The sequence below is a fragment of the Buchnera aphidicola (Nurudea yanoniella) genome (genome assembly GCA_039829995.1).
GTDB classification, from domain to species: Bacteria; Pseudomonadota; Gammaproteobacteria; order Enterobacterales; family Enterobacteriaceae; genus Buchnera_B; species Buchnera_B aphidicola_AV.
This window is the reverse complement of the sequence record CP140036.1, coordinates 243117-266060: the sequence shown is the minus strand read 5'-3', so window position 1 is coordinate 266060 and position 22944 is coordinate 243117. Positions and strand designations below refer to the sequence as shown.

Annotated in this window: 17 protein-coding genes, 3 tRNA genes and 1 rRNA gene; 6 read left to right on the top strand and 15 right to left on the bottom strand. The window is 26.0% G+C overall.

Annotation, left to right across the window (positions count from 1 at the left end; translation table 11 throughout):
• Positions 1–247 precede the first annotated feature (247 nt).
• Both U0T64_01175 and dnaQ read right to left on the bottom strand, forming a co-directional pair.
• A tRNA-Asp gene (locus U0T64_01175) sits at positions 248–321 on the bottom strand.
• Between the two features lie 66 nt (positions 322–387).
• A complete protein-coding gene (gene dnaQ, locus U0T64_01170) occupies positions 388–1122 on the bottom strand; it encodes a DNA polymerase III subunit epsilon (GenBank protein ID XBC41472.1) in 735 nt (244 codons plus the stop codon).
• Positions 1123–1149: 27 nt separating this feature from the next.
• Here dnaQ and rnhA point away from each other — a divergent pair, with 27 nt between their 5' ends.
• Together rnhA and gloB are read left to right on the top strand one after the other, a co-directional pair.
• Complete coding sequence (gene rnhA, locus U0T64_01165; GenBank protein XBC41471.1) at positions 1150–1611, top strand: ribonuclease HI; 462 nt, start codon at positions 1150–1152, stop codon at positions 1609–1611.
• Positions 1612–1693: 82 nt separating this feature from the next.
• Complete coding sequence (gene gloB, locus U0T64_01160) at positions 1694–2455, top strand: hydroxyacylglutathione hydrolase (protein XBC41470.1); 762 nt, start codon at positions 1694–1696, stop codon at positions 2453–2455.
• A 3-nt stretch (positions 2456–2458) separates the two neighbouring features.
• Here the strand turns inward: gloB and U0T64_01155 are convergent.
• From U0T64_01155 to U0T64_01145, 3 genes are all read right to left on the bottom strand, one after another.
• Positions 2459–2531 (bottom strand) — tRNA-Ala (locus U0T64_01155).
• 28 nt (positions 2532–2559) lie between these two features.
• Positions 2560–2633, bottom strand: a tRNA-Ile gene (locus U0T64_01150).
• A gap of 57 nt (positions 2634–2690) precedes the next feature.
• Positions 2691–4252, bottom strand: a 16S ribosomal RNA gene (locus tag U0T64_01145).
• Positions 4253–4604: 352 nt separating this feature from the next.
• Here U0T64_01145 and argS point away from each other — a divergent pair.
• A complete protein-coding gene (argS, locus tag U0T64_01140; protein ID XBC41469.1) occupies positions 4605–6329 on the top strand; it encodes an arginine--tRNA ligase in 1725 nt (574 codons plus the stop codon).
• A gap of 181 nt (positions 6330–6510) precedes the next feature.
• Here the strand turns inward: argS and flhA are convergent, their stop codons facing one another.
• On the bottom strand, positions 6511–8604 hold the full coding sequence (flhA, locus tag U0T64_01135; GenBank protein ID XBC41468.1) for a flagellar biosynthesis protein FlhA: 2094 nt from the start codon (positions 8602–8604) through the stop codon (positions 6511–6513).
• On the bottom strand, positions 8597–9751 hold the full coding sequence (locus tag U0T64_01130) for a flagellar type III secretion system protein FlhB (protein ID XBC41467.1): 1155 nt from the start codon (positions 9749–9751) through the stop codon (positions 8597–8599). Before U0T64_01130 ends, flhA begins: the two co-directional genes overlap by 8 nt.
• A 216-nt stretch (positions 9752–9967) precedes the next feature.
• On the opposite strand from U0T64_01130, the gene U0T64_01125 reads away from it, so the two are divergent.
• Positions 9968–11659: a proline--tRNA ligase gene (locus U0T64_01125; GenBank protein XBC41466.1), complete on the top strand. Its 1692-nt coding sequence runs from the start codon at positions 9968–9970 to the stop codon at positions 11657–11659.
• A gap of 119 nt (positions 11660–11778) precedes the next feature.
• Here the strand turns inward: U0T64_01125 and dnaE are convergent, their stop codons facing one another.
• The 8 genes from dnaE to rpsB form a co-directional block, all read right to left on the bottom strand.
• A complete protein-coding gene (gene dnaE / locus U0T64_01120) occupies positions 11779–15018 on the bottom strand; it encodes a DNA polymerase III subunit alpha (protein XBC41465.1) in 3240 nt (1079 codons plus the stop codon).
• A 72-nt stretch (positions 15019–15090) separates the two neighbouring features.
• Positions 15091–15534, bottom strand: coding sequence for a 3-hydroxyacyl-ACP dehydratase FabZ (gene fabZ / locus U0T64_01115; GenBank protein ID XBC41464.1), 444 nt, complete (start codon positions 15532–15534; stop codon positions 15091–15093).
• Between the two features lie 235 nt (positions 15535–15769).
• The gene (gene uppS, locus U0T64_01110) at positions 15770–16513 is read right to left on the bottom strand and encodes a polyprenyl diphosphate synthase (protein XBC41463.1); all 744 of its coding nucleotides are present in this window, start codon (positions 16511–16513) and stop codon (positions 15770–15772) included.
• 50 nt (positions 16514–16563) lie between these two features.
• Positions 16564–17760: a 1-deoxy-D-xylulose-5-phosphate reductoisomerase gene (gene ispC, locus U0T64_01105; GenBank protein XBC41462.1), complete on the bottom strand. Its 1197-nt coding sequence runs from the start codon at positions 17758–17760 to the stop codon at positions 16564–16566.
• 109 nt (positions 17761–17869) lie between these two features.
• The gene (gene frr, locus U0T64_01100) at positions 17870–18427 is read right to left on the bottom strand and encodes a ribosome recycling factor (GenBank protein ID XBC41461.1); all 558 of its coding nucleotides are present in this window, start codon (positions 18425–18427) and stop codon (positions 17870–17872) included.
• A 105-nt stretch (positions 18428–18532) separates the two neighbouring features.
• Positions 18533–19270 carry a UMP kinase gene (gene pyrH, locus U0T64_01095; protein XBC41460.1) on the bottom strand — a complete coding sequence of 246 codons (738 nt, stop codon included), beginning with the start codon at positions 19268–19270 and terminating at the stop codon, positions 18533–18535.
• Positions 19271–19441: 171 nt separating this feature from the next.
• Positions 19442–20242 carry a translation elongation factor Ts gene (gene tsf / locus U0T64_01090; protein XBC41459.1) on the bottom strand — a complete coding sequence of 267 codons (801 nt, stop codon included), beginning with the start codon at positions 20240–20242 and terminating at the stop codon, positions 19442–19444.
• A gap of 28 nt (positions 20243–20270) precedes the next feature.
• Positions 20271–20975 carry a 30S ribosomal protein S2 gene (gene rpsB, locus U0T64_01085; GenBank protein ID XBC41458.1) on the bottom strand — a complete coding sequence of 235 codons (705 nt, stop codon included), beginning with the start codon at positions 20973–20975 and terminating at the stop codon, positions 20271–20273.
• 253 nt (positions 20976–21228) lie between these two features.
• On the opposite strand from rpsB, the gene map reads away from it, so the two are divergent.
• Both map and dapD read left to right on the top strand, forming a co-directional pair.
• A complete protein-coding gene (gene map / locus U0T64_01080) occupies positions 21229–22023 on the top strand; it encodes a type I methionyl aminopeptidase (protein XBC41457.1) in 795 nt (264 codons plus the stop codon).
• Positions 22024–22112: 89 nt separating this feature from the next.
• Entirely contained in the window at positions 22113–22934 is an 822-nt protein-coding gene (gene dapD / locus U0T64_01075; protein XBC41456.1) for a 2,3,4,5-tetrahydropyridine-2,6-dicarboxylate N-succinyltransferase, read from the top strand.
• The last annotated feature ends 10 nt before the right edge of the window (positions 22935–22944 follow it).

Here is a 22944-nt window from a genome sequence, read left to right as displayed (position 1 = left end):
GAAATAAAATTAAATAATATGAAATACAAAAAATACAAGACATGATATATTTAAAATATAAGTTTTTAAAAAGAGATTTTTATTTTTATTTTTTAAAAAATCAATTATTTAAAAAATTCACATTTTTACATTGTTGAACTTTTAAATAAAAATTTTTAACAGTTTTAATTTTTTGAATTAAAATTTTATATAAAAATTATTAAGGAGAGAAAATATATTATAAATTTTTAAAAACTCGTTAAAAAACCGGTGCGGACGGGGCTCGAACCCGTGACCTCCGGCGTGACAAGCCGATATTCTAACCTACTGAACTACCGCACCATACATTCATAAATTTTTTATTAGATTATATGATTTAATTATATCTTTGTCAATACAGTTTAATTTTTACTTTTTATTCATCCATATACATTTTCCTGTTTTTTTTATCATTTTTTGTAAATATTTCTCATGTAAAATAATATCACAATTTTTTGCAAATTTAGACTTTAATTTAAATTTTTTTAAGACATTGCACTTTCTTTTTTTATGATATAGATGATGATTAGTACTTAAAAAAGGTAAAGATTCTTGACGATTTTTCATAAAAATATATACTTTAGCTAATAGTTTAGCATCATAAATAGCACTATGAATATTTCTGTTATTCGTATGAATTTTATATCGCAAACACAAAGCATCTAAAGTATTTTTCTTGCCTGGAAATATTTTACGTGCTATTTCTAAAGTATCAATAACATTACAAATATCCAAAATATTTTTTGTATTTAAATTTAACATACTTAATTCATAATTAATAAAACTTATATCAAATTTAGAATTATGAATTATTAGTTCAGAATCTTTTACATATTTTAAAAAATCAGGAGCTATTTCAAAAAATTTAGGTTTATCTAATAAAAAGTTATTAGAAATGCCGTGAATTTTAAAAGCATCTCGATCAATTAATCTATCAGGACAAATATATGAATGAAAATTTTTTTCTATAATACAGTTATCAACAATTTCTACCGCTCCTATTTCTATGATTCTATGAGTTTTATAAAAACATCCTATGCGGTTCATTCCAGTTGTTTCAGTATCTAAAACAATTGTTCTTTTTTCAAGCTTTTTATGTTTCATATATTATAATTATACGGGAAAAAAATTATGTCGCAATATATTAAAGTATTTTCAGATGGATCTTGTTTAGGAAATCCTGGCCCAGGTGGATATAGTTCAATAATTAAATATAAATCCCATGAATTAATAATTAGCTCAGGATTTTATCAAACTACAAACAATAGGATGGAATTAATGGGAGTTATAATTGCTTTAGAAAAACTTAAAAAATCATATATAATAAAAGTTATAATCGATAGCCAATACGTAAAAAACGGAATTGTATCGTGGATAAAACAATGGAAATTAAACAATTGGAAAACTTCGCGCAACAAAAAAGTCAAAAATATTGATTTATGGATGCGATTAAATTACATTTCAAAATTTCACAATATCACTTGGAAATGGATAAAAAGTCATTCAGGACATGTAGAAAATGAAAAATGTAATACTTTAGCTCAATATTCTGCAAAACACCCTACTTTTAAAGATATTGGTTATATACCCTAATATTATGAATGTATCATATTTCAATTTAATTGAATAATAAAATTATTTTAATAAAATATAGAATATTAATATAAATATAAATATGAAAATTAAAATTATTCCAATATTTTGCGATAACTATGTCTGGATAATTATAAATAATAATAATTGTTGTATTATTATTGATCCAGGTGATGATGTTCCAATTTTAAATGCTCTCAAGAAATATAATTTACATCCAGTAGCTATTTTACTTACACACTACCACAAAGATCATATTGGAGGTATAAAAAAATTATTAAAACTATATCCTAAATTATACGTATTTGGACCAAAAGAAGCAATGAAACTTAGAACAGATAAAATTTTGAAAAAAAATAGTTATATTACTATATTAAATTACAAATTTAAAATCATTTCAACTCCAGGTCATACATCTAATCATATTTCTTTTTATAAAAAACCTCATTTATTTTGTGGAGATGTATTATTTTCCGGAGGATGTGGGAAAATAGAAAATGGAATGCTTATAAAAATGTATATTTCATTAAAAAAAATTACACGTTTACCTCAAAATACTTTAATTTATCCGTCTCATGAATATACATTAAATAACTTAAAGTTTTCTAATTCTATGTATCCTAAAAACAAAAAAATATCTAAATTTTTTAAAAATGTTCAAAATCTTCGCATGAAAAATAAAGTTACTCTACCCAGTACTCTTAAAATAGAAAAAGAAATAAATCCATTTTTAAATCTAAATAAAAATTTTGTCAAGAAATCTACAAAAATTCATAAAGACTTAACATTTGAATTAAATATTTTGTCTAAGTTAAGAAAAATGAAAGAGGAATTTCAAAAATGAATATGGAGCTAAGCGGGGTCGAACCGCTGACCTCCTGCGTGCAAGGCAGGCGCTCTCCCATCTGAGCTACAGCCCCGAAAAACAATTATTATTTAATGAAATAATAGGCCTGAGTGGAATTGAACCACCGACCTCACCCTTATCAGGGGTGTGCTCTAACCAGCTGAGCTACAAGCCTGCTTTAAAAGCAACCAGAAAATTTGTGTGGACACGACCTAAAATTAAGAATTATTTGTAAGGAGGTGATCCAACCGCAGGTTCCCCTACGGTTACCTTGTTACGACTTCACCCCAGTCATGAATCACAAAGTGGAAGATGCCCTCCATTAAAAATGGTTAAGCTACCTGCTTCTTTTGCAACCCACTCCCATGGTGTGACGGGCGGTGTGTACAAGGCCCGGGAACGTATTCACCGTAGCATTCTGATCTACGATTACTAGCGATTCCGACTTCGTGGAGTCGAGTTGCAGACTCCAGTCCGGACTACGACGTACTTTATGAGGTTTGCTCATCTTTACAGAGTTGCATCTCTTTGTATATGCCATTGTAGCACGTGTGTAGCCCTGGTCGTAAGGGCCATGATGACTTGACGTCATCCCCACCTTCCTCCGGTTTATAACCGGCAGTCTCCTCTGAGTTCCCGGCCGAACCGATGGCAACAAAGGATAGGGGTTGCGCTCGTTGCGGGACTTAACCCAACATTTCACAACACGAGCTGACGACAGCCATGCAGCACCTGTCTCATAGTTCCCGAAGGCACTTTTTTATCTCTAAAAAATTCTATGGATGTCAAGACCAGGTAAGGTTCTTCGCGTTGCATCGAATTAAACCACATGCTCCACCGCTTGTGCGGGCCCCCGTCAATTCATTTGAGTTTTAGCCTTGCGACCGTACTCCCCAGGCGGTCGACTTAACGCGTTAGCTTCGGAAGCCACTTCTCTAGGAAGCAACCTCCAAGTCGACATCGTTTACGGCATGGACTACCAGGGTATCTAATCCTGTTTGCTCCCCATGCTTTCGCACCTCAGCGTCAGTATTCATTTAGGAGGCCGCTTTCGCCACAGGTATTCCTCTAGATATCTACGCATTTCACCGCTACACCTAGAATTCTACCTCCCTCGATGATACTCTAGTATTTCAGTTTCAAATGCAGTTCCTTGGTTAAGCCGAGGGATTTCACATCTGACTTAAAAAACCACCTACGTGCTCTTTACGCCCAGTAATTCTGATTAACGCTCGCACCCTCCGTATTACCGCGGCTGCTGGCACGGAGTTAGCCGGTGCTTCTTTTGCGGGTAACGTCAGAAAAATTTATTTATTAAACAAATTCTTTTTCTTCCCCGCTGAAAGTACTTTACAACCCTAAGGCCTTCTTCATACACGCGGCATAGCTGCATCAGGCTTTCGCCCATTGTGCAATATTCCCCACTGCTGCCTCCCGTAGGAGTCTGGACCGTATCTCAGTTCCAGTGTGGCTGGCCATCCTCTCAGACCAGCTAGAGATCGTCGCATTGGTAAGCCATTACCCTACCATCAAGCTAATCTCGTCTGGGTTCATCTAAAAGCATAAGGCCAAAAAAAACTTTTTGGTCCCCTACTTTGGTTTTTCAACATTATGCGGTATTAGCTATCGTTTCCAATAGTTGTCCCCCTCTTTTAGGCAGATCCCCAGATATTACTCACCCGTTTGCCGCTCGCCGCCAAAAAAATAAAAAATTTTCTCGCGTTGCCGCTCGACTTGCATGTGTTAAGCTTGCCGCCAGCGTTCAATCTGAGCCATGATCAAACTCTTCAATTAAAATTCATTTATAAAAATAAAATTATTTTACATAAGTAAAATATTAAATAATTCATTCTTAAATTTTTGGCGTGCCCACACAAATTTTCTGATATATTTTTAAAGAACATTATTTTTGAACTTTTTACATAATTGCATTTTTTATCTTTTTTGTCAACTCTTTTGAAAACAAATTTCAAATTTATATATAAAATTACTAAAATTTAGACTAATATAAAAAATTATAAATATTTGTCCTTATATAATGAATTTTAAAATTGCATAATTTGAAAATTCATTATAACTTATTATAAATATACTAAATTGATAAAAACTAATATTATTGAATATAGATTATATAAGAAACCAAAATATGAATATAAAGTTAATACTAAAAAAACATACTTCTCAAGCATTAATAAGTTTAGGAATAAAAAATATAAAATATATTGTGATTAATAATACTGGTCAAAAAAAACCATGGAATTATCAAATTGATGGATTGATAAAAATAGCAAAGGAATTAAATATTAATTCTTTCAATTTAGCTAATAAAGTATCTTCAAAAATACGTATACATAACATGTATAAAAAAGTTTTAGTTTCTCAACCCGGTTTTATTAGTATTTTTTTAAATATGCTATGGGTAGAAAAAAAACTAGAAAAAAAAATAAAATCAGCAAGATTAGATGTCAATTATGTTAAGAAAAAAAATATTATTATAGATTATTCATCTCCAAACGTAGCAAAAGAAATGCATGTAGGACATCTTCGCTCAACTATATTAGGAGATGCTACTGCAAGAATTATGGAATTTCTTGGGCATAACGTTATAAGAGCAAATCATATTGGAGATTGGGGTATGCAATTTGGAATGATAATAGCATATCTAAAACAATATAAAGCTAATCCTGAAACGTTCAAAAATTATAATGAAATTTATCAAAAAGCAAAAATTAAATATGATAATGATAAACTATTTTCGAATAAAGTCAAACTTTACACTAAAAAATTACAATCTGAAGATAAATCTTGTATGAAAATTTGGAAAAAAATTGTCAATACTACTATTAAAAAAAACGGAAAAATCTATAAAAATTTAAATGTAACTTTAACTAATAAAAATATTATGGGGGAAAGTTTTTATAGAAAAATGTTATTTAATATTGTAAATGATCTAAAAGAAAAAAAAATAGCCGTGGAATATCATGGTTCAATAATAGTTTTTTTAAATAATTTTAAAAATAGAGATGGAAATCCAATGGGAGTAATTATTCAAAAAAAAGATGGAGGATTTCTATATTCTACTATTGATTTAGCATGTTTAAAGTATCGATGTGAAACTCTTCATGCTGACAAAATAATATATTATACTGACATAAGACAAAATAAACATTTTATGCAGATTATAGAAATAGGGAAAAAAGCAGGATATATTCCTAATTATTTAAAAATAGAACATCATATGTTCGGAATGATATTATCTGAAGATAATCATCCCTTTAAAACACGATCTGGAAATAATATAAAACTGTCTTCTTTACTTGAAAAGGCAATAAAAAAAGCTAAAACTATTATTGCAACAAAAAAAAATACTAAAATATCACAAAAAAGATTAGATTTTTTAGCTAAAAGAATAGGAATTGGAGCAATAAAATATTTCGATTTATCTAAGAATAGAACAACCAATTATGTATTTAATTGGAATAAAATATTATCGTTTAGCGGAAATACAGCACCTTACATGCAATATGCATACACTAGAATACTATCAATTTTTAGAAAACTAAATGTATCTATGATAAATTTACAAGGAAAAATACAGTTAAAAAATAAATTTGAAAACCAACTTGGAATAAAATTACTAGAATTCGAAGAAATAATTACGGACACCGCCAATAAAGGAATGCCTCATATACTCTGTCTATATTTATATCAACTTTCAACACTTTTTTCACAATTCTATGAAAAATGTTCTATTTTGTTCTCTAAAAATACTGAAATACGTTGTAGTAGACTAATATTAGCTTTTTTGACTGCAAGAACACTCAAAAAAGGATTAAATATTATTGGAATATCAACAATAAATTACATGTAAAAAAATAATGATTTTTAAGTAAAATATATAAACTATTTTAAAATTTGTATAAAAATTAAAATATTTTAATAAAAAATTTTTTGCATATCAAAAATGATATATAAATTTAAAAATATATATCAATGAAATATATAAAATGAAAATTCAATTTTTTTAATACATAGTATAAAATACATTTCAATTATGCTCCTAAAATACTAATAACGTGTATCTTCTTATCATGTTCTTCTAATTCTAAATTAGATAAGATTATTAAATCTGGAAATATTTTTATCAACATCTTTGCTAAATACATCCGTAATTTATGATTCACTAAAAGTATTGTTTTATTATGTAATAAATTTTGATCATGAATATTTTTTTGTAATTCTTTCAAAAAATATTTATATAAACCAGGTTCTAATACTCCACCATTATTGTCTTTATTTTGCAATGTCTGAAATAATATACTTTCTAATTTAACACCCAATCTTATTACTTTAATTTCATTATTTTTAAAAAATTTTTGAACAATAAGTTTTTGCAAAGAAATTCGCACTAAACTAGTCAACTCTGATATATCATCCTTATGAAAAGAAGAATGAATTATCAAAGTTTCTAAAATAGTTTGCATATCACGAATAGGAATATGTTCAAGTAATAAATTTTGAATGACTTTATGAAAAGTCGTTAAACTAATCGTGTTTGGAACTAAATCTTCGGTTAACTTTGGAAAATATTTTTCGACATAATCTAATAATTGCTGAGCTTCTTGTCTCCCGAATAATTTACTAGTATTGTCTAAAACGATCTTATTTAAATGAGTAGGAATAATAGTATAATCTTGAACTACATTATAACCTATACTTTTTGCATAATGAACCAAAGAACTATTAATCCAAAATGCTTTAAAATGAAAAGTAGGCTCTATAGTTTCTTCACCTGAAAGTTTATCTAATACGTTTTTTGCATCAATAGCTAAAAATTTATTACGCTTAACTATTCCTTTTCCTATTTCGATTCCTTTAATCAATATACGATATGTATCATGAGGCAAATGAACATTATTTCTAATATGAATTAATGGAGGCAAAAATCCAATTTCTTTAGCACATTTTTTTCGCACACTTCTAATATTATTTAATAAATTATCTTCTAATTTACTATGAACCATAGAAATAAGTTCATATCCTAATTCAATTCCTATAGAATCTTCTAATTGTACATCATTCCAAGTAGCATCTTGAATATCATTAAAAGAACCTTTATTATTTTTATCTATAGAAAAAGATTTAATCTGTACAGGGTTTCTATATAAATACCAAGACAAAATAAATAACACACTGGTAAACAACAAAAATATTATATTTGGCATTCCAGGAACTAATCCAAGAATTCCTAAAACAATCCCGCTCAACAATACTACTCTCGGATTATAAAATAATTGACTAATCATTTGTTCGCTTACATTTTGTTCTGTACTTACGCGTGTAACAATAACACCTGAAGCTGTAGAAATTACTAAAGCAGGAATTTGAGCTACTAATCCATCTCCTATAGTTAATATAGTATATACTTCTGCTGCCTTAGAAAATAACATACCATGTTGAAGCATTCCAACAATAAGTCCACCAATAATATTTACCCCCATTATTAATATCCCAGCAATAGCATCACCTCTAACAAATTTACTTGCTCCATCCATAGAACCATAGAAATCTGCTTCTTGCGTAATTTCTAATCGACGTTTTTTTGCTTGTTTTTCTCCAATTAATCCAGCATTCAAATCAGCATCAATAGCCATTTGTTTTCCTGGCATACCATCTAATATAAATCTAGCACCTACTTCTGCTATACGTCCTGCTCCTTTAGTAATTACCATAAAATTTATAATAACTAAAATTATAAATACAACAATTCCTATAGCAAAATTTCCACCTACCAAAAAATGCCCAAAAGCTTGTATAACATTTCCAGCAGAATAAGATCCCATATGTCCATACAGCAAAATAATTCTTGTAGATGCGATATTTAATGCTAAACGTAATAACGTAGAAAACAATAAAACTATAGGAAAAGAAGTAAATTCTAGTGTATGAATAGTAAACATTGAAACTAATAATATTACAATTGAAAGAGCAATATTAAAAGTAAACAATAAATCTAAAATAAATGGAGCTAATGGTAAAACCATCATTGATAAAATAACTAAAATTAAAATAGGACCAGATAATATTTGCCATTGAATAGATTTTAATTGTTTTAAAAAATTAGATAATAATGAAATTTTAGTCATTTAATTTTCCTTTTTTTGTGAAATTACATAATTTTAAAGGAACAAAAAAATTATTAGGTTGCTTTGGAAAATCTCCTCCTGTTTTTTTCCAATTTTTAACTTTCCATACCCAAGCTAATACTTCTGCAATAGAAGAATACAAAACATTTGGTACATATTGTCCAATATCAGTATAACGATATAAAACGTTAGCTAATGAAACTGAAAAAACAATAGGAATAGAATATTTATTACCTATATTCTTAATTTTAAATGCTAACATTCCAGATCCCTTAGCTATTATTTTAGGCGCACGCATACTCTTTTCATCGTATTGTAATGCAATAGCATAGTGAGTAGGATTCATAACAATTACATCAGATTTTTTAATATTAGCTAACATGCGACGGCGTGCTACCGTCCGCATCGTTCTACGAATACGAGACTTAATATGAGGATTACCCTCGGTTTTTTTAAATTCATCACTTATTTCTTTGCGAGTCATTTTCAACCGTTTATAAAAACAATACGTTACCCAAAAAAAATCAAAAAAAACAATAGGGATAATTACAACTAACATAGTTAAAATACATAAAAAAATTGTCAAGAAACTCTGTTTTAATGCAAAATAAATATTTTTATTGATAAAATTTAAAGATCTAAAAAAAAAATGAAACATATAAATATATAATACATAACTGACTAAAAATAATTTTACTATCGTTTTAAATAATTCAACAAAAATTTGACTTGAAAATAACTTCTTTATTCCTTTCAAAGGATTCAATTTTTCAAAATGAAACTTTAAGAAATTAATACGAAAATTAGAATTACTAAAAACTGCCGAAAACAAAATTACTAAAAAAATAGGAAAAAAAATAATTTTTAATAAATAAAAAATATCAAGTTTAATCAACGAATACAAATTACGACTAAAAACATATTCTTCTGTAATTATATAACTATTAAAAGTTAAGTTAGAACGCATAATTTCTTGAAAAACAATTAATATATAGTTTTTATTAAACCAAAAAATAACTAGAGAACTCATTAAAATTAAAAACGTGTTTAATTCATAAGAACATCGTTTTTCACCCTCTTTCTTAGCTTTTTTTAATCGATAACTTGTAGGATCTTCTGTTTTTTCTTCATTATTATCTATACTCAAGATAATTTCCTTTTGTTATTAAATAATTTATTGTGTATATAATGTATATTACTATCAATGAAATAAATTTTTATAAAATTCATTTAAAATAATAAAAGTTTTTAAAAATACATGAAAATGCATAAAACAAAAAAATAACAATTTTAAACTTTTTATAAATCATAAAAAAATTTATAGATTTGTTATAAAAATCATTTTACTTGAGAATTAAAATAAATGCTTGCAAAAAACTACCTATTTTCAACATTAAAAGAACATCCTAAAAACACAAACAGTATTAGTCATACGCTAATGTTACGAGCTGGAATTATAAGACAACATGCATCAGGTATATATATATGGTTACCAACAGGAATACGTGTATTAAATAATATTAATAAAATAATAAGAAAAGAAATGAACAATCTAAATGCATTAGAAATAAAAATGCCGATACTACAATCTGAAGATTTATGGAATCTTAGCAATCGTAACAATATATATGGACTAGAACTATTCAAAATTTTAGATAGAAAAAAAAGTAAATTTGTATTAGGACCTACTCATGAAGAATTAATAACACATTTAATTAGCCATGAATTACAGTCATATAAGCAACTTCCATTATTACTGTATCAAATTCAAACTAAATTTAGAGATGAAATTAGACCTCGTTCTGGAGCAATAAGATCTAGAGAATTTATTATGAAAGATGCATATTCGTTCCATATTGATTCATCATCTTTTAAAAAAACTTATAATTTAATATATAATGCTTATAAAAAAATATTCTTGAAAATGAAATTAAAATTTTACATCGTAGAAGCAGATTCAGGATCAATGGGAGGTACTAAATCACACGAATTTCAAGCATTAAGTAAAAATGGAGAAGACAATATAGTATTGTCCACTCAATCTAACTATGCAGCAAATCTTCAAATAGCTACTTATCAGATAAAATCTCAAGAAAATAACAAGCTAAATATTCCTCAGAAAAATTTTCTTTTAAAAAAATGTTCATACATTTCAGAAAAATGTAATACATCCAAAACTAACACTATCAAAACTATTTTAATAAAAACAAAGAATAAAAAATTTATAGCAATACTAATACGTGGAGATCACACTATTAACGAATACAAACTATCGAAAATAAATACTATTATGTATCCTATTCGATTAGCTTCAAAGCAAGAAATATTAAATATAACAGGAACTACACTCGAATTTATTGGGCCTATAGGATTAAATATACCTATCATAGCTGATTTTTCAGTAATACCGCTTAAAAATTTTACTATAGGATCAAATATTACCGGAAAATATCTACACAATATGAATTGGAATAAAAATCTTTCTATTCCTAAAAGTTTTGATATTAGAAACGTGGTAAAGCATGACACCAGTCCTGATGGAAAAGGCGAGCTAAAAATAAAAAAAAGCATTGAAATAGCTCATATCTTTCAACTAGGAAATAAATATTCTAAAATATTAAAAGCACAAGTACGCGATAAATCAGGATGCAAAAAATATTTAAAAATGGGCTGTTACGGAATAGGAATTACACGACTTATATCTTCTATCATTGAACAACATAATGACGAAAAAGGAATTATTTGGCCCACTTCTATAGCTCCATTTCAAGTAGCTATTATACCTATTAACTTTTATAAGTTTAAAAAAGTACAACATGAATCACAAGTAATTTATAACAACTTTAAAAAAAATAATATTGAAGTTATATTAGATAATAGAAATAATTATATCGGAGCAATGTTATCAGAAATTGAACTCATAGGAATACCAAATATTATTGTAATTCATGAAAATCTCATAAAAGATGATAAAGTCGAATACTATAACAGATTAACCAATAAAAAAGAAATCATTTCAAAAAATATAATATCTCAACTAATTTCTAAAGTATAAATACATTACGAAAATGTGGTTAAATTATTTTATATAAGAATAAAAAATTTAGCCATAAAAAAGTTTTTATCTAATAAAAACTTTAAAAATTACAATATAAATTCAATATATATATAATTTTACAAAATTGTAAGATTAATTATTTTATTTGCAAATACAACATATTTTTTACTAATTCTATTTACTTTTATATAACCTGTGACAGAAATTATTAAATCGTTTTTTAAGTTAAATTGACACTTATTTAAAACAGTATCGAATAAAATAACATCTAACTGAAAAAAATTGTCTTCTAATAAAAAAACAATTATCTTTTTATTTTTTTTAGTTAGTTTAAATTTTAACATAGTAACCATTCCACATACAGTTACTTTTTGATTGTTTCTATAATTCTTTATTTCTTCTATTCGAACACACTTTGGAATTCTATTAAATATGTCTAAATACTTATTAACAGGATGACCACTCAAATACAAACCCAAACTATCTTTTTCCCAATTAAGAATTAGTTGATCAGAATTATTAATATTAGTGAAAGAACTATCATTATTTATCTTTTTTAAATCACAAAATAAAGATCCAAATAATTCCATTTTTTTTAATTGTTTATATTGCAAATATTGATGTGCAGATTTTATTATGTTTTTATAATTATTCATTAACAAAAATCGATTTGTTCCTAAACAGTCGCAACTTCCGGATTTAATCAACTGTTCAATGACTCTTTTCGTTAAATGTTGACAACTAATTCGAATACATAAATCAAATAATTCAGAAAATTGACCATAACTACTTCTATTATTAATAATAGAATTATAAACATTCTTTCCGATTCCTTTTATAGCTCCCAATCCATAAATGATTCTTCCATAAGAATCTACTTTAAAATAGTAATCACTTACATTGATATTAGGAGATATAATTTCTAGTTTCATTCTTTTGCATTCTCGTATAAAAATTGCCAATTTTTCAGTATTATCTATATCAGCATTCATAGCAGATGACATAAATTCCGCAGGATAATACACCTTTAACCAAATAGTCTGATATGAAATTAATGCATAAGCAACAGAATGAGACTTATTAAACGCATATCCAGCAAAATTTTCTAATAGATTAAATATATTTATTGCTAATTTTGAATCAATACCATTTTTTTTCGATTCTAATTCAAACATAATTCTTTGTTTTCTCATTTCTAATGGATCTTTTTTTTCCATAGCACAACGTAATACATCTGCACTTCCTAAAGTATAGTTTGCTAATACTTGTGCAATTTTCATAACCTGCTCTTGATATAAAATAATTCCATAAGTTGATTCTAAAATAGGTTTTAATAAAATATGTTGCCATTTTTTATCAGGATAAAATATTTTTTCATTTTTATGTTTTCTATTTATAAAATTATCTACCATTCCTGATTTTAATGGTCCAGGTCGAAATAAAGCTATAAGAGCAACTAAATCTTCAAAACAATCTGGCTGTAAACGAAAAATTAAATCTTTCATACCATACGATTCTAATTGAAAAATTCCAATAGTATGAGACGAACATAAAAACTTGAAACAATTATAATCTTTTAAAGAAATATTATTTATATCTATTGGTTTTTTTTTATTTTTTTTTAAATTAAAATTTACTATTTTTATAGTATTATGAATTACTGTTAATGTTTTTAATCCAAGAAAATCAAATTTCACTAATCCTATAAGTTCAATATCTGATTTATCAAATTGAGTAACAGAATTCCGACCATTTTCATCACAATATATTGGAGAAAAATCAGTAATTTTCCCAGGAGCAATAACAACTCCTCCAGCATGTTTTCCGACATTACGAGTAACTCCTTCTAACTTTTTAGATATTTCGATTAATTTTTTTACTTCTTCCTTAGAATTATAGAGATTTGATAGTTCCTCAGAGCGAGATAAAGCTTTTTCCAAAGTCATACCAGGATCTAATGGAATTAATTTAGAAATACGATGTAAAAATCCATAAGGAAAACCTAATACTCGTCCAACATCTCTTATAACCGCCTTGGCTGTTAAAGTTCCAAAAGTGATAATTTGAGCTACAGACTTTTCTCCATAAACTTCTAAAACGTGTTCAATAACCTTATCCCGATTATCCATACAAAAATCAATATCTAAATCAGGCATGGAAGCTCTTTCTATATTCAGAAATCTTTCAAATATTAAACCAAATTTTAAAGGATCTACTTCAGTAATGTTTAAAACATATGATACTAACGATCCAGCACCCGACCCTCTTCCTGGACCAACAGGAATTGAATTTTTTTTGGCCCAAGTAATAAATTCCATCACTATTAAAAAATATTCAGAAAAACCCATTGCATTAATTATATTTAATTCAGATAACAAGCGTGCAATATATTTTTTATAATACAAAGTTCTAATTTCTTTATCAGGATAAAGATTAATTAACCTTTTTAATAAGCCTTTTTTAGATTTAAGAATTAAGTAATTTTTAACATTATATTTAACATTCGGAAATTTCGGAAGAAAATATTTTCCGAAATTTAACGTAACATTGCAACATTTTGCAATTTCTACACTATTTAACAACGATTCAGGAAGATCTGAAAATAACTCAGACATCTGAATTTCATTTTTTAAAAATTGTTGAGATGTATAATTATGATCTATTTTTTCGTTAGCTATTGTATGTCCTTGATTAATAAAAACCCGATATTTGTGAATCAAAAAATCACTTTCATGCAAAAAACACACTTCATTAGTAGCTACTAAAGGTATACCTTCTTTATAAGAAAGATGTTTAACTAAATCAATATATTCTTCTTCATATAATTTTCCTGTACGTGTTATTTCAAAATAATAAGAATCTTGAAAATATTTTTCATAAAATTCTAAATTTTTGTATAAGTCTTTTTTATTTCCCTGCAATATATTCGTTCCAATATCACCAAAATAACCACCAGAAAGTAAAATAATATCTTTGCAATGCTCAATTAACCATGTTTTTTTTATTATTACTCCTAATTTATTATCATATCCACATTTATAAGCTCGAGAAGTTAAAATAATTAAATTTTTATAACCTATATTAGTTTTTGCTAGTAATGTAACTCTAGTTAATCTATCTAATACATGAATATCAGAATACATGTTAAAATCAACACCTATAATAGGTTTAATTCCTCTTAAAAATGCTTCTTTATAAAATTTAACAACACCATATAAATTACTAAAATCGGTAATAGCAACAGCAGGCATACCTAATTTTTCTACTTGTTCCACTAATACATTTGGTTTTACTAATCCATCAACCATAGAAAAATCAGTATGAACTCTAAGATGAATAAATTTTGGATATAACATAAATATATTCCGCAATAAACATACTACAACTACTGATTATATTCACTAACACTGTATTAATAAAAAATTTTTTTATAACTTTGTATGATACATAACAGACATTTTTGTTCGACATGCTAATTTCTTATTTACTAGTACATCTCCGAAAAATCGTACTACACTATTCCGAAAATTTGAAATATTTACATAAATAACTATCATATCTCCTGGAAAAACTTTTTTTTTAAATTTTGCATAATCAATGTTAGAAACATACCAAACTTTTTCTTTACATAACACTTTCATACTTTTATATATTAAAACGCATGCTGTTTGAAGTACCGATTCTAAAATTAATACTCCAGGAAAAATTGGATAACCTGGAAAATGTCCTTTAAAAAAAAAATTATTTATTTTTATATTCTTGACCGCAATAATATATTTTTCTCTTTTATATTTAATAATTTTATCAATAAATATAAAAGGATGCCGATGAGGTAAAATTTTTAATATATCTTGAAACTCTAATTTACACATATAATAAAATCACAAAATTATAAAAAACAAAAAGTACAATTTAATACAATAATTTTTATAAGACATATAAGTAAATAATATTCTAAATATATTTTATTTATTTTCGTTTAAAAAATCTAAAAATAGAAACTTTAAAAAATCATATTTTTAAGTTAAAGCAATCTGAAAATACATGTTAATAAAATTTAAAAATATTGATTTAAAATAAAATAAATTTAAATAATTACATACAAATTTATATAGAAGATCCGAAACGACGTTTCCTATGTAAAAATGAAAAAATTGCCTCTTCAAAAAATCTCCTATTAAAATCAGGCCAAAAAACATCAACAAAATATAATTCTGAATATGCGATTTGCCAAATACAAAAATTACTTAACCGACATTCACCTCCAGTACGAATTACTAAATCTATAGGAACACTATCGTTCATAGATAAATTATCAGAAACTATAGATTCAGTAATATCTTCTATAGATAAAAAACAATTTTTAACTTTGTAAATAATCTTTTTAATAGCTTCAACAATGTCCCATTTCCCCCCATAATTTACAGCAATATTTAGTATTAAACCTTTATTATTCATAGTTAATGCTTCTACAATATTAATTTGTCTTCTCAAGACAGAATTAAACTTTGTAATATCTCCAATAATCTTCAAACGTACATTATGTTTGTGCAAATTATCAATTCCACTACATAAGCCAAAAAAAAATAACTCCATTAATACCATGATTTCTAAAAAAGGCCTATTCCAATTTTCACTGCTAAATGCATACAACGTAAGAACCTTTAATTTATAAAATATAGAAAATGATACTGCTCGACGAACAGCTTTTAACCCCTCTTTGTGACCAAAAAATCGAGGCTTTCCTCTTCTTTTAGCCCAGCGCCCATTTCCATCCATTATTATAGCTATATGTTTTGGGAAAAAACTTCGACAATATTTTCTAGTTTTTAACAGATTTTTTAATAACATTAATATTTTATATAACCTTAATTTTATTAATAAATATATATTAGTATATTTTATTTTGTAATTTTAGATATAACTTCTTTTGTCTTAATACGAGCAAGTTTATCAATTTCTAATATCTCTTCCAACATAATAGGATTAGAACACGACAATATACTTAAAACAGATTCAATCACTTTATAGATATCAGTAAATTTTATTTTTAAACGCAAAAATTCAAAAACAGCAATTTCATTTGCAGCATTCAATATTATTATAGCAGCATGTCCACTATGAAATGCATTTAATGCTAAACTTAAACATGGATATTTTTTTAAATTTAGATTTTCAAAAGATAATTTTTTTAATTTAAAAAAATCAAGATGAGGCAAATTCGAAACTGCATTATTAGGCCAAAATAACGCATAAAAAATAGAAATTCTAATATCATTAATTGACAAATTTGCAATTATGCTTCCATTATAGTATCTAATCATAGAATGAATTACTGATTCTGGATGTATTACTAATTCTATATCAATATCATGAGTGTTAAATAATAAGTGTGTTTCAATATATTCTAATCCTTTATTCATCATAGTTGCCGAATCAACTGAAATTTTTTTTCCCATAATCCAATTTGGATGTGCACAAGCCTGGCAGGGAGTTATATTTTTAAATTTATGCAAAGGAATTTTTAATAAAGGTCCTCCAGAACCTGTTAAAACAATAGATTTAATCCCTAATTCTCTAAGATTCGCTGAATGCATTTTTTTTTGGATATTAAGAGGAAAACTTTGAAACATAGCATTATGTTCACTATCAATTGGTATTAAAATAGTATTATTAGCTTTTACTTCTTTCATTAATAAATGATTTCCAATAATTAAAGATTCTTTATTTGCTAATAATATTATTTTTTTAGACTGAATTGCATGTAATATAGGAATCAATCCTGAAGAACCAGAAATAGCTAAAATAATGTAATCTACTGATTCTAAACTAACTAATTCACAAACAGCTTGATCTCCAGACAGAACTTTTGTTTTAATATTTCTACTTTTTAGCTGAATTTTTAATTCCTTAGCTGCTTCTCTATTTCTTAATGATGCCCATTGTGGAGTAAATATTTCGCATTGTTGAACCATTTTTTTAACATTTTTGTCAGCAGATAGAGCAACAACTTTAAATGATTTAGGATTATTTTGAATAATTAGTAACGAATTCGTGCCAATTGATCCTGTAGATCCCAAAATAGCTAATTTTTTCATAGTTTTGTCCAAAATACAATATCTAATACATAAAAAATTATATATTAATAACACAAAATTAATATAAAACAATCTATTTTGCCTAAAGTTACTATTTTAAATATTTGTGTTATATATTCATTAAATCATGTTCTTTTGTTTTCAAAACCTTAGAAATTTTACTTATATAAGAATTTGTTAAACGTTGAATATAATTTTGTAAATCTCTTTCTATATCATTACTAATCAATTTTTCTTTCAAAGCACGTTTTATTTGTTCATTAGAATTTCGACGAATATTTCTTATGCAAATTCGACTTTTTTCCGCAAAATTTTTTGCTAATTTTATATAATTTTTTCTTTTTTCTTCTGTCAAGGCAGGTAAAATTATTTTTAAATCATTGCCTATAGTAATAGGATTAAGACCAAGATTAGAATTTATAATAGCTGTTTGAACATTTTTACTAATAGCAATATCAAATAAATTAATTTTTAAAGTATTAAAATTTTCTACAATTATATTAGCCAACTTACATAATTGCACATTATTTCCAAAATAATTTATATAAATAGAATTTAAAATAGAAGGCGATGCTCTGTCCGTACGTAATGTATTAAAATTATTCATTAATATTGAAATACAATTATCCATTTTAACTTCCGAACGTTCCTTAATGTTTTTAATCATAATATTTTCCTTAAATTTATATCAATAGTATTAATAACATTAAAAAAATAACATTTATTATCAATATCTTTAATTTATATCTATAATCATTTAATATTATATATCTTAAAATACAGATCTAATTAACGTTCCTTCTTGTTTTCCTTTTACAATGCGATATAAAATTCCTGGATTATATATATTAAAAATACAAATAGGCAATTCATAGTCACGAGCTAATATAAAAGCAGATAAATCCATCACTTTAAGTTCTCTATTTAAAACTTCATTATAAGTAATTTTCTTATATAATATTGCATCAAAATTTTTATGTGGATCACTTGAATACACTCCATCAACCTTAGTACCTTTTAAAATAATATCAGCTTTTATTTCTATTGCGCGCAAACAAGCTGCTGAATCCGTAGTACAACAGGGATTACCTAATCCACCAGAAAATATAACTACATGTTTGTTATTTAACCAATGTATAGCTTTTTTATAATTATAAGCTTCACAAATAGAACCTATTTGAAATGCAGACATTAAGATAACATTAAGATTAATTTTACTCATAGAATCATGTAATATCAATCCATTGATGACAGTTGACAACATGCCTACGTTGTCTGAAACAATTCTATTAATTCCAATATTTACTAATTTTTCTCCTCTAAATATATTCCCTCCACCAATAACTAAACCAACTTGTACCCCTAAATTGACAATACTTTTTATTTCTTTTGAAATTCGATTTAATTCCGTTATATCTATACCAAATGTACTATGACCTAATAATGATTCGCCACTTAATTTTATTAAAATACGTTTAAACTTAAATATTTCATTATTTTTTTTTAACATTTAGAATTTACTACCAAAATGAATTAAAATAGAAAAAATATAAATATAATATGAAAATATATGCATTTAATTGTAAGGTTACAATAACCGCCTAATGGCGGTTTATAAAAACCTTTATTTAAAAAAGAATATTTAAAAAATCATACTTATGTATGAATATAATTTTAAAACTCAAATACATTCTCCTACTTCAAATCGATAAAATGCAATTATATTAATATCATTTTCTAATATAATATCACCAACAGTTTTTTCTGAATTAAAAATAAAATTTTGACCAAGTAATGAAATTTCATTAAAAAACTTAGTCATTTTCCCCTCTACTATTTTTTTTATAATGAAATCAGGTTTCTTAGATTTTTTAGCTAATTCTAACTGTATATTATATTCTCTATCTATAATAGAACTAGGGATAACATTAGCACAAAGATATTCAGGCTTACTAGAAGCTATATGCATAGAAATATTTTTAATGAGCTCTTTCTTGAAATTCGACGTAGTTTCTACTAAAACACCTATTCGATTATGATGTAAATATCTTCCAATATTATGTCCTTTAAGGACTATTATCCGACGAATAAATACATTTTCATTTAATTTTGAAATCAAATCAATTCTTTCATTTTCAAAAAACTTCCTTAATAATTCGCTATCTTCTATTCCTGACATAATTGCATGATTTACTATTTTTTCCCCAAAAGAAATAAAATTACATTCCTTAGAAACAAAATCAGTTTCACAATTTAATTCTAACATAGCAGAATACTTTTTATTATGTCCAATAAATATAGACCCTTTAGAAGTAATATGCGATTTTTTTTGAATAGCTTTTATATGTCCTAACTTTCTTAAAAAATCAACAGATTTTTCAAGATTTCCTTTAGTTTCTATCAAAGCATTTTTGCAATCTATAATTCCTACTCCAGTTTGAAGACGCAATTTTTTTACTAAAAGTGCGGTAATTTTTTTCATTCAATCTCCTTTTATAAATTTTACCATTTTAATTTAAAGAGGCTTCATTATTTTTTACATGATTTTTTAAAATAGCTCTAGAAACAGCATTTAAGTACAAATTTATTGCTCTAATAGCATCATCATTTCCAGGAATAACGAAATCTACTCCATCAGGATCAGAATTAGTATCCACCACAGAAAATACTGAAATTCCTAAATTATTTGCTTCTTTTATAGCTATTTTTTCGTGCTCTGCATCTATAATAAACAAAGCGTCAGGTAATCCTCCCATATTTTTAATACCTCCTAGACTATTTTCTAACTTATGCAACTCACGCATACGTAATAGTGCTTCTTTTTTAGTCAATTTTTTAAAAGTTCCGTCCTTAGATTGTAATTCCAAATCTTTTAATCTTTTTATTGATTGGCGAACTGTTTTCCAATTGGTTAACATTCCACCTAACCACCGATGACTAACATAAAATTGTTCACATAATATTGCCGTATGTTTTATAATTTTACTAGCTGATCTTTTTGTCCCCACAAACAATATCTTTCCTTTTTTCAATGTAATTTTTTTTAATTCAGACAATGCTAAATTAAACATTGGAAGAGTAATTTCTAAATTTATAATATGAACTTTATTTTTTGAACCAAAAATAAAAGATTTCATTTTTGGATTCCAATAACGCGTTTGATGACCAAAATGTACACCTGCTTTTAACATATCTTTTATTGATACAACAGACATAAAAACTCCAAGAAAATAAATGTAATAAATGCTAAAAAATTAAAATTAAAATTAAAATAAATTTAATATAAATAAAAAATAAAAAGTTTTTATTAATTTAAAAAATTTAAAATATTTAAAAACTACTAATTATTTATAATCATTTTAAAAGTATAAAATACAAATATATTAAAAGATATAGTTATCTAATGATATATATTTTATTAAAAAACACTTATAATTCTTTTTTAAAAATATAAATATATATAAAACCATGACTACTATTTCTATAAAAACAAATAATGAAATAAAAAAAATGCGAGTGGTAAGCAAACTTGTAGCTGAAGTGTTAGAAATGATTAAACAATATATTAAGCCTGGAATTTCTACAGGAGAATTAGATGCAATCTGCTATAACTATATAATAAATAATCAAGAATCTAAACCAGCATGTTTAGGATACAATGGATTTCCAAAATCTGTGTGTATTTCTATTAATAATGTTGTGTGTCATGGCATTCCTAATTATAAAGAAAAATTAAAATGTGGAGATATTGTTAATATCGATGTTGCAATAAAAAAAGATGGATATTATGGAGATGCATCTAAAATGTTTTTTGTAGGAAAACCAACAAAAATAGGAAAATTACTATGTGAGGTAGCTAGAAATAGTTTATATCTATCATTACATATCATAAAACCAGGAGTATATATAAGTAAAATTGGACAAACAATACAAAAATATGTAGAAAATTATAATTTTTCCATAGTAAAAGAATATTGCGGACATGGTATTGGAACTAAATTTCATGAAGAGCCACAAATACTACATCATGATTATTATGATAATAAAGAAATAACTCTGAAATCTGGTATGATATTTACAATAGAACCTATGATTAATGCAGGAAGTTGTAAAGTAAAATGTATGAACGATGGATGGACAATAAAAACACAAGATGGAAGTTTATCTGCTCAATATGAACATACAGTTTTAGTAAATGAAAAAGGTTGCGAAATATTAACATTACAAAAGGAAGAAAAAATAGAAAGAATATTAAGAAATTAATTGTGATAAAATTACAATAAAATTGTATAACTTGAAATATATAAAATCGTGTTTGTATTATATCTACATTTAAACAGTTAAAATAAAATATGAAAAACTTAAAGCAAACAATTGAAAATACATTTGAAAACAAACATAATATTAATTTTAAAAATCTCGATATCTCAATTATTAACACCGTTAATCAAGTAATATCAATGCTAAATAAGGGAATTTTAAGAACTGCAGAAAAAATTGAAAATAATTGGTTTACTTACGAATGGATTAAAAAAGCTATTTTGTTATATTTTTGTATACAAGAAAATAAGATTTTAAACAGTGGAGATGTAAAATATTACGATAAAATAAAATATAAATATTCAAAATATCAAAAACAGCAGTTTATTCGTGATAAAATAAGAATAGTACCTCCTGCATCAATTAGATATGGTTCTTTTATTGGAAAAAACACTATTTTAATGCCATCATTTATCAATATAGGTGCTTATATTGATGAGGGAACTATGATAGATACCTGGGCAACTGTTGGATCTTGTGCACAAATAGGAAAAAATGTACATTTATCTGGCGGCGTAGGTATAGGAGGAGTATTAGAACCACTGCAAAATAATCCTACAATAATTGAAGACAATTGCTTCGTTGGAGCAAGATCCGAAATTGTTGAAGGAGTAATTGTAAAATCTAACTCAGTTATTTCAATGGGTGTATATATTGGCCAAAGCACTAAAATTTATGACAGAGATAAAAAAACTATTTCTTACGGAATCATTCCAAAAGGTTCTGTTGTAGTTCCAGGAAGTTTACCTTCTAAAAACAACGATCATAACTTATATTGTGTTGTTATCGTAAAAAAAGTAGATGATAAAACACTTAGTAAAATAAAAATTAACAATATCTTAAGAAATATATGATACAAATATA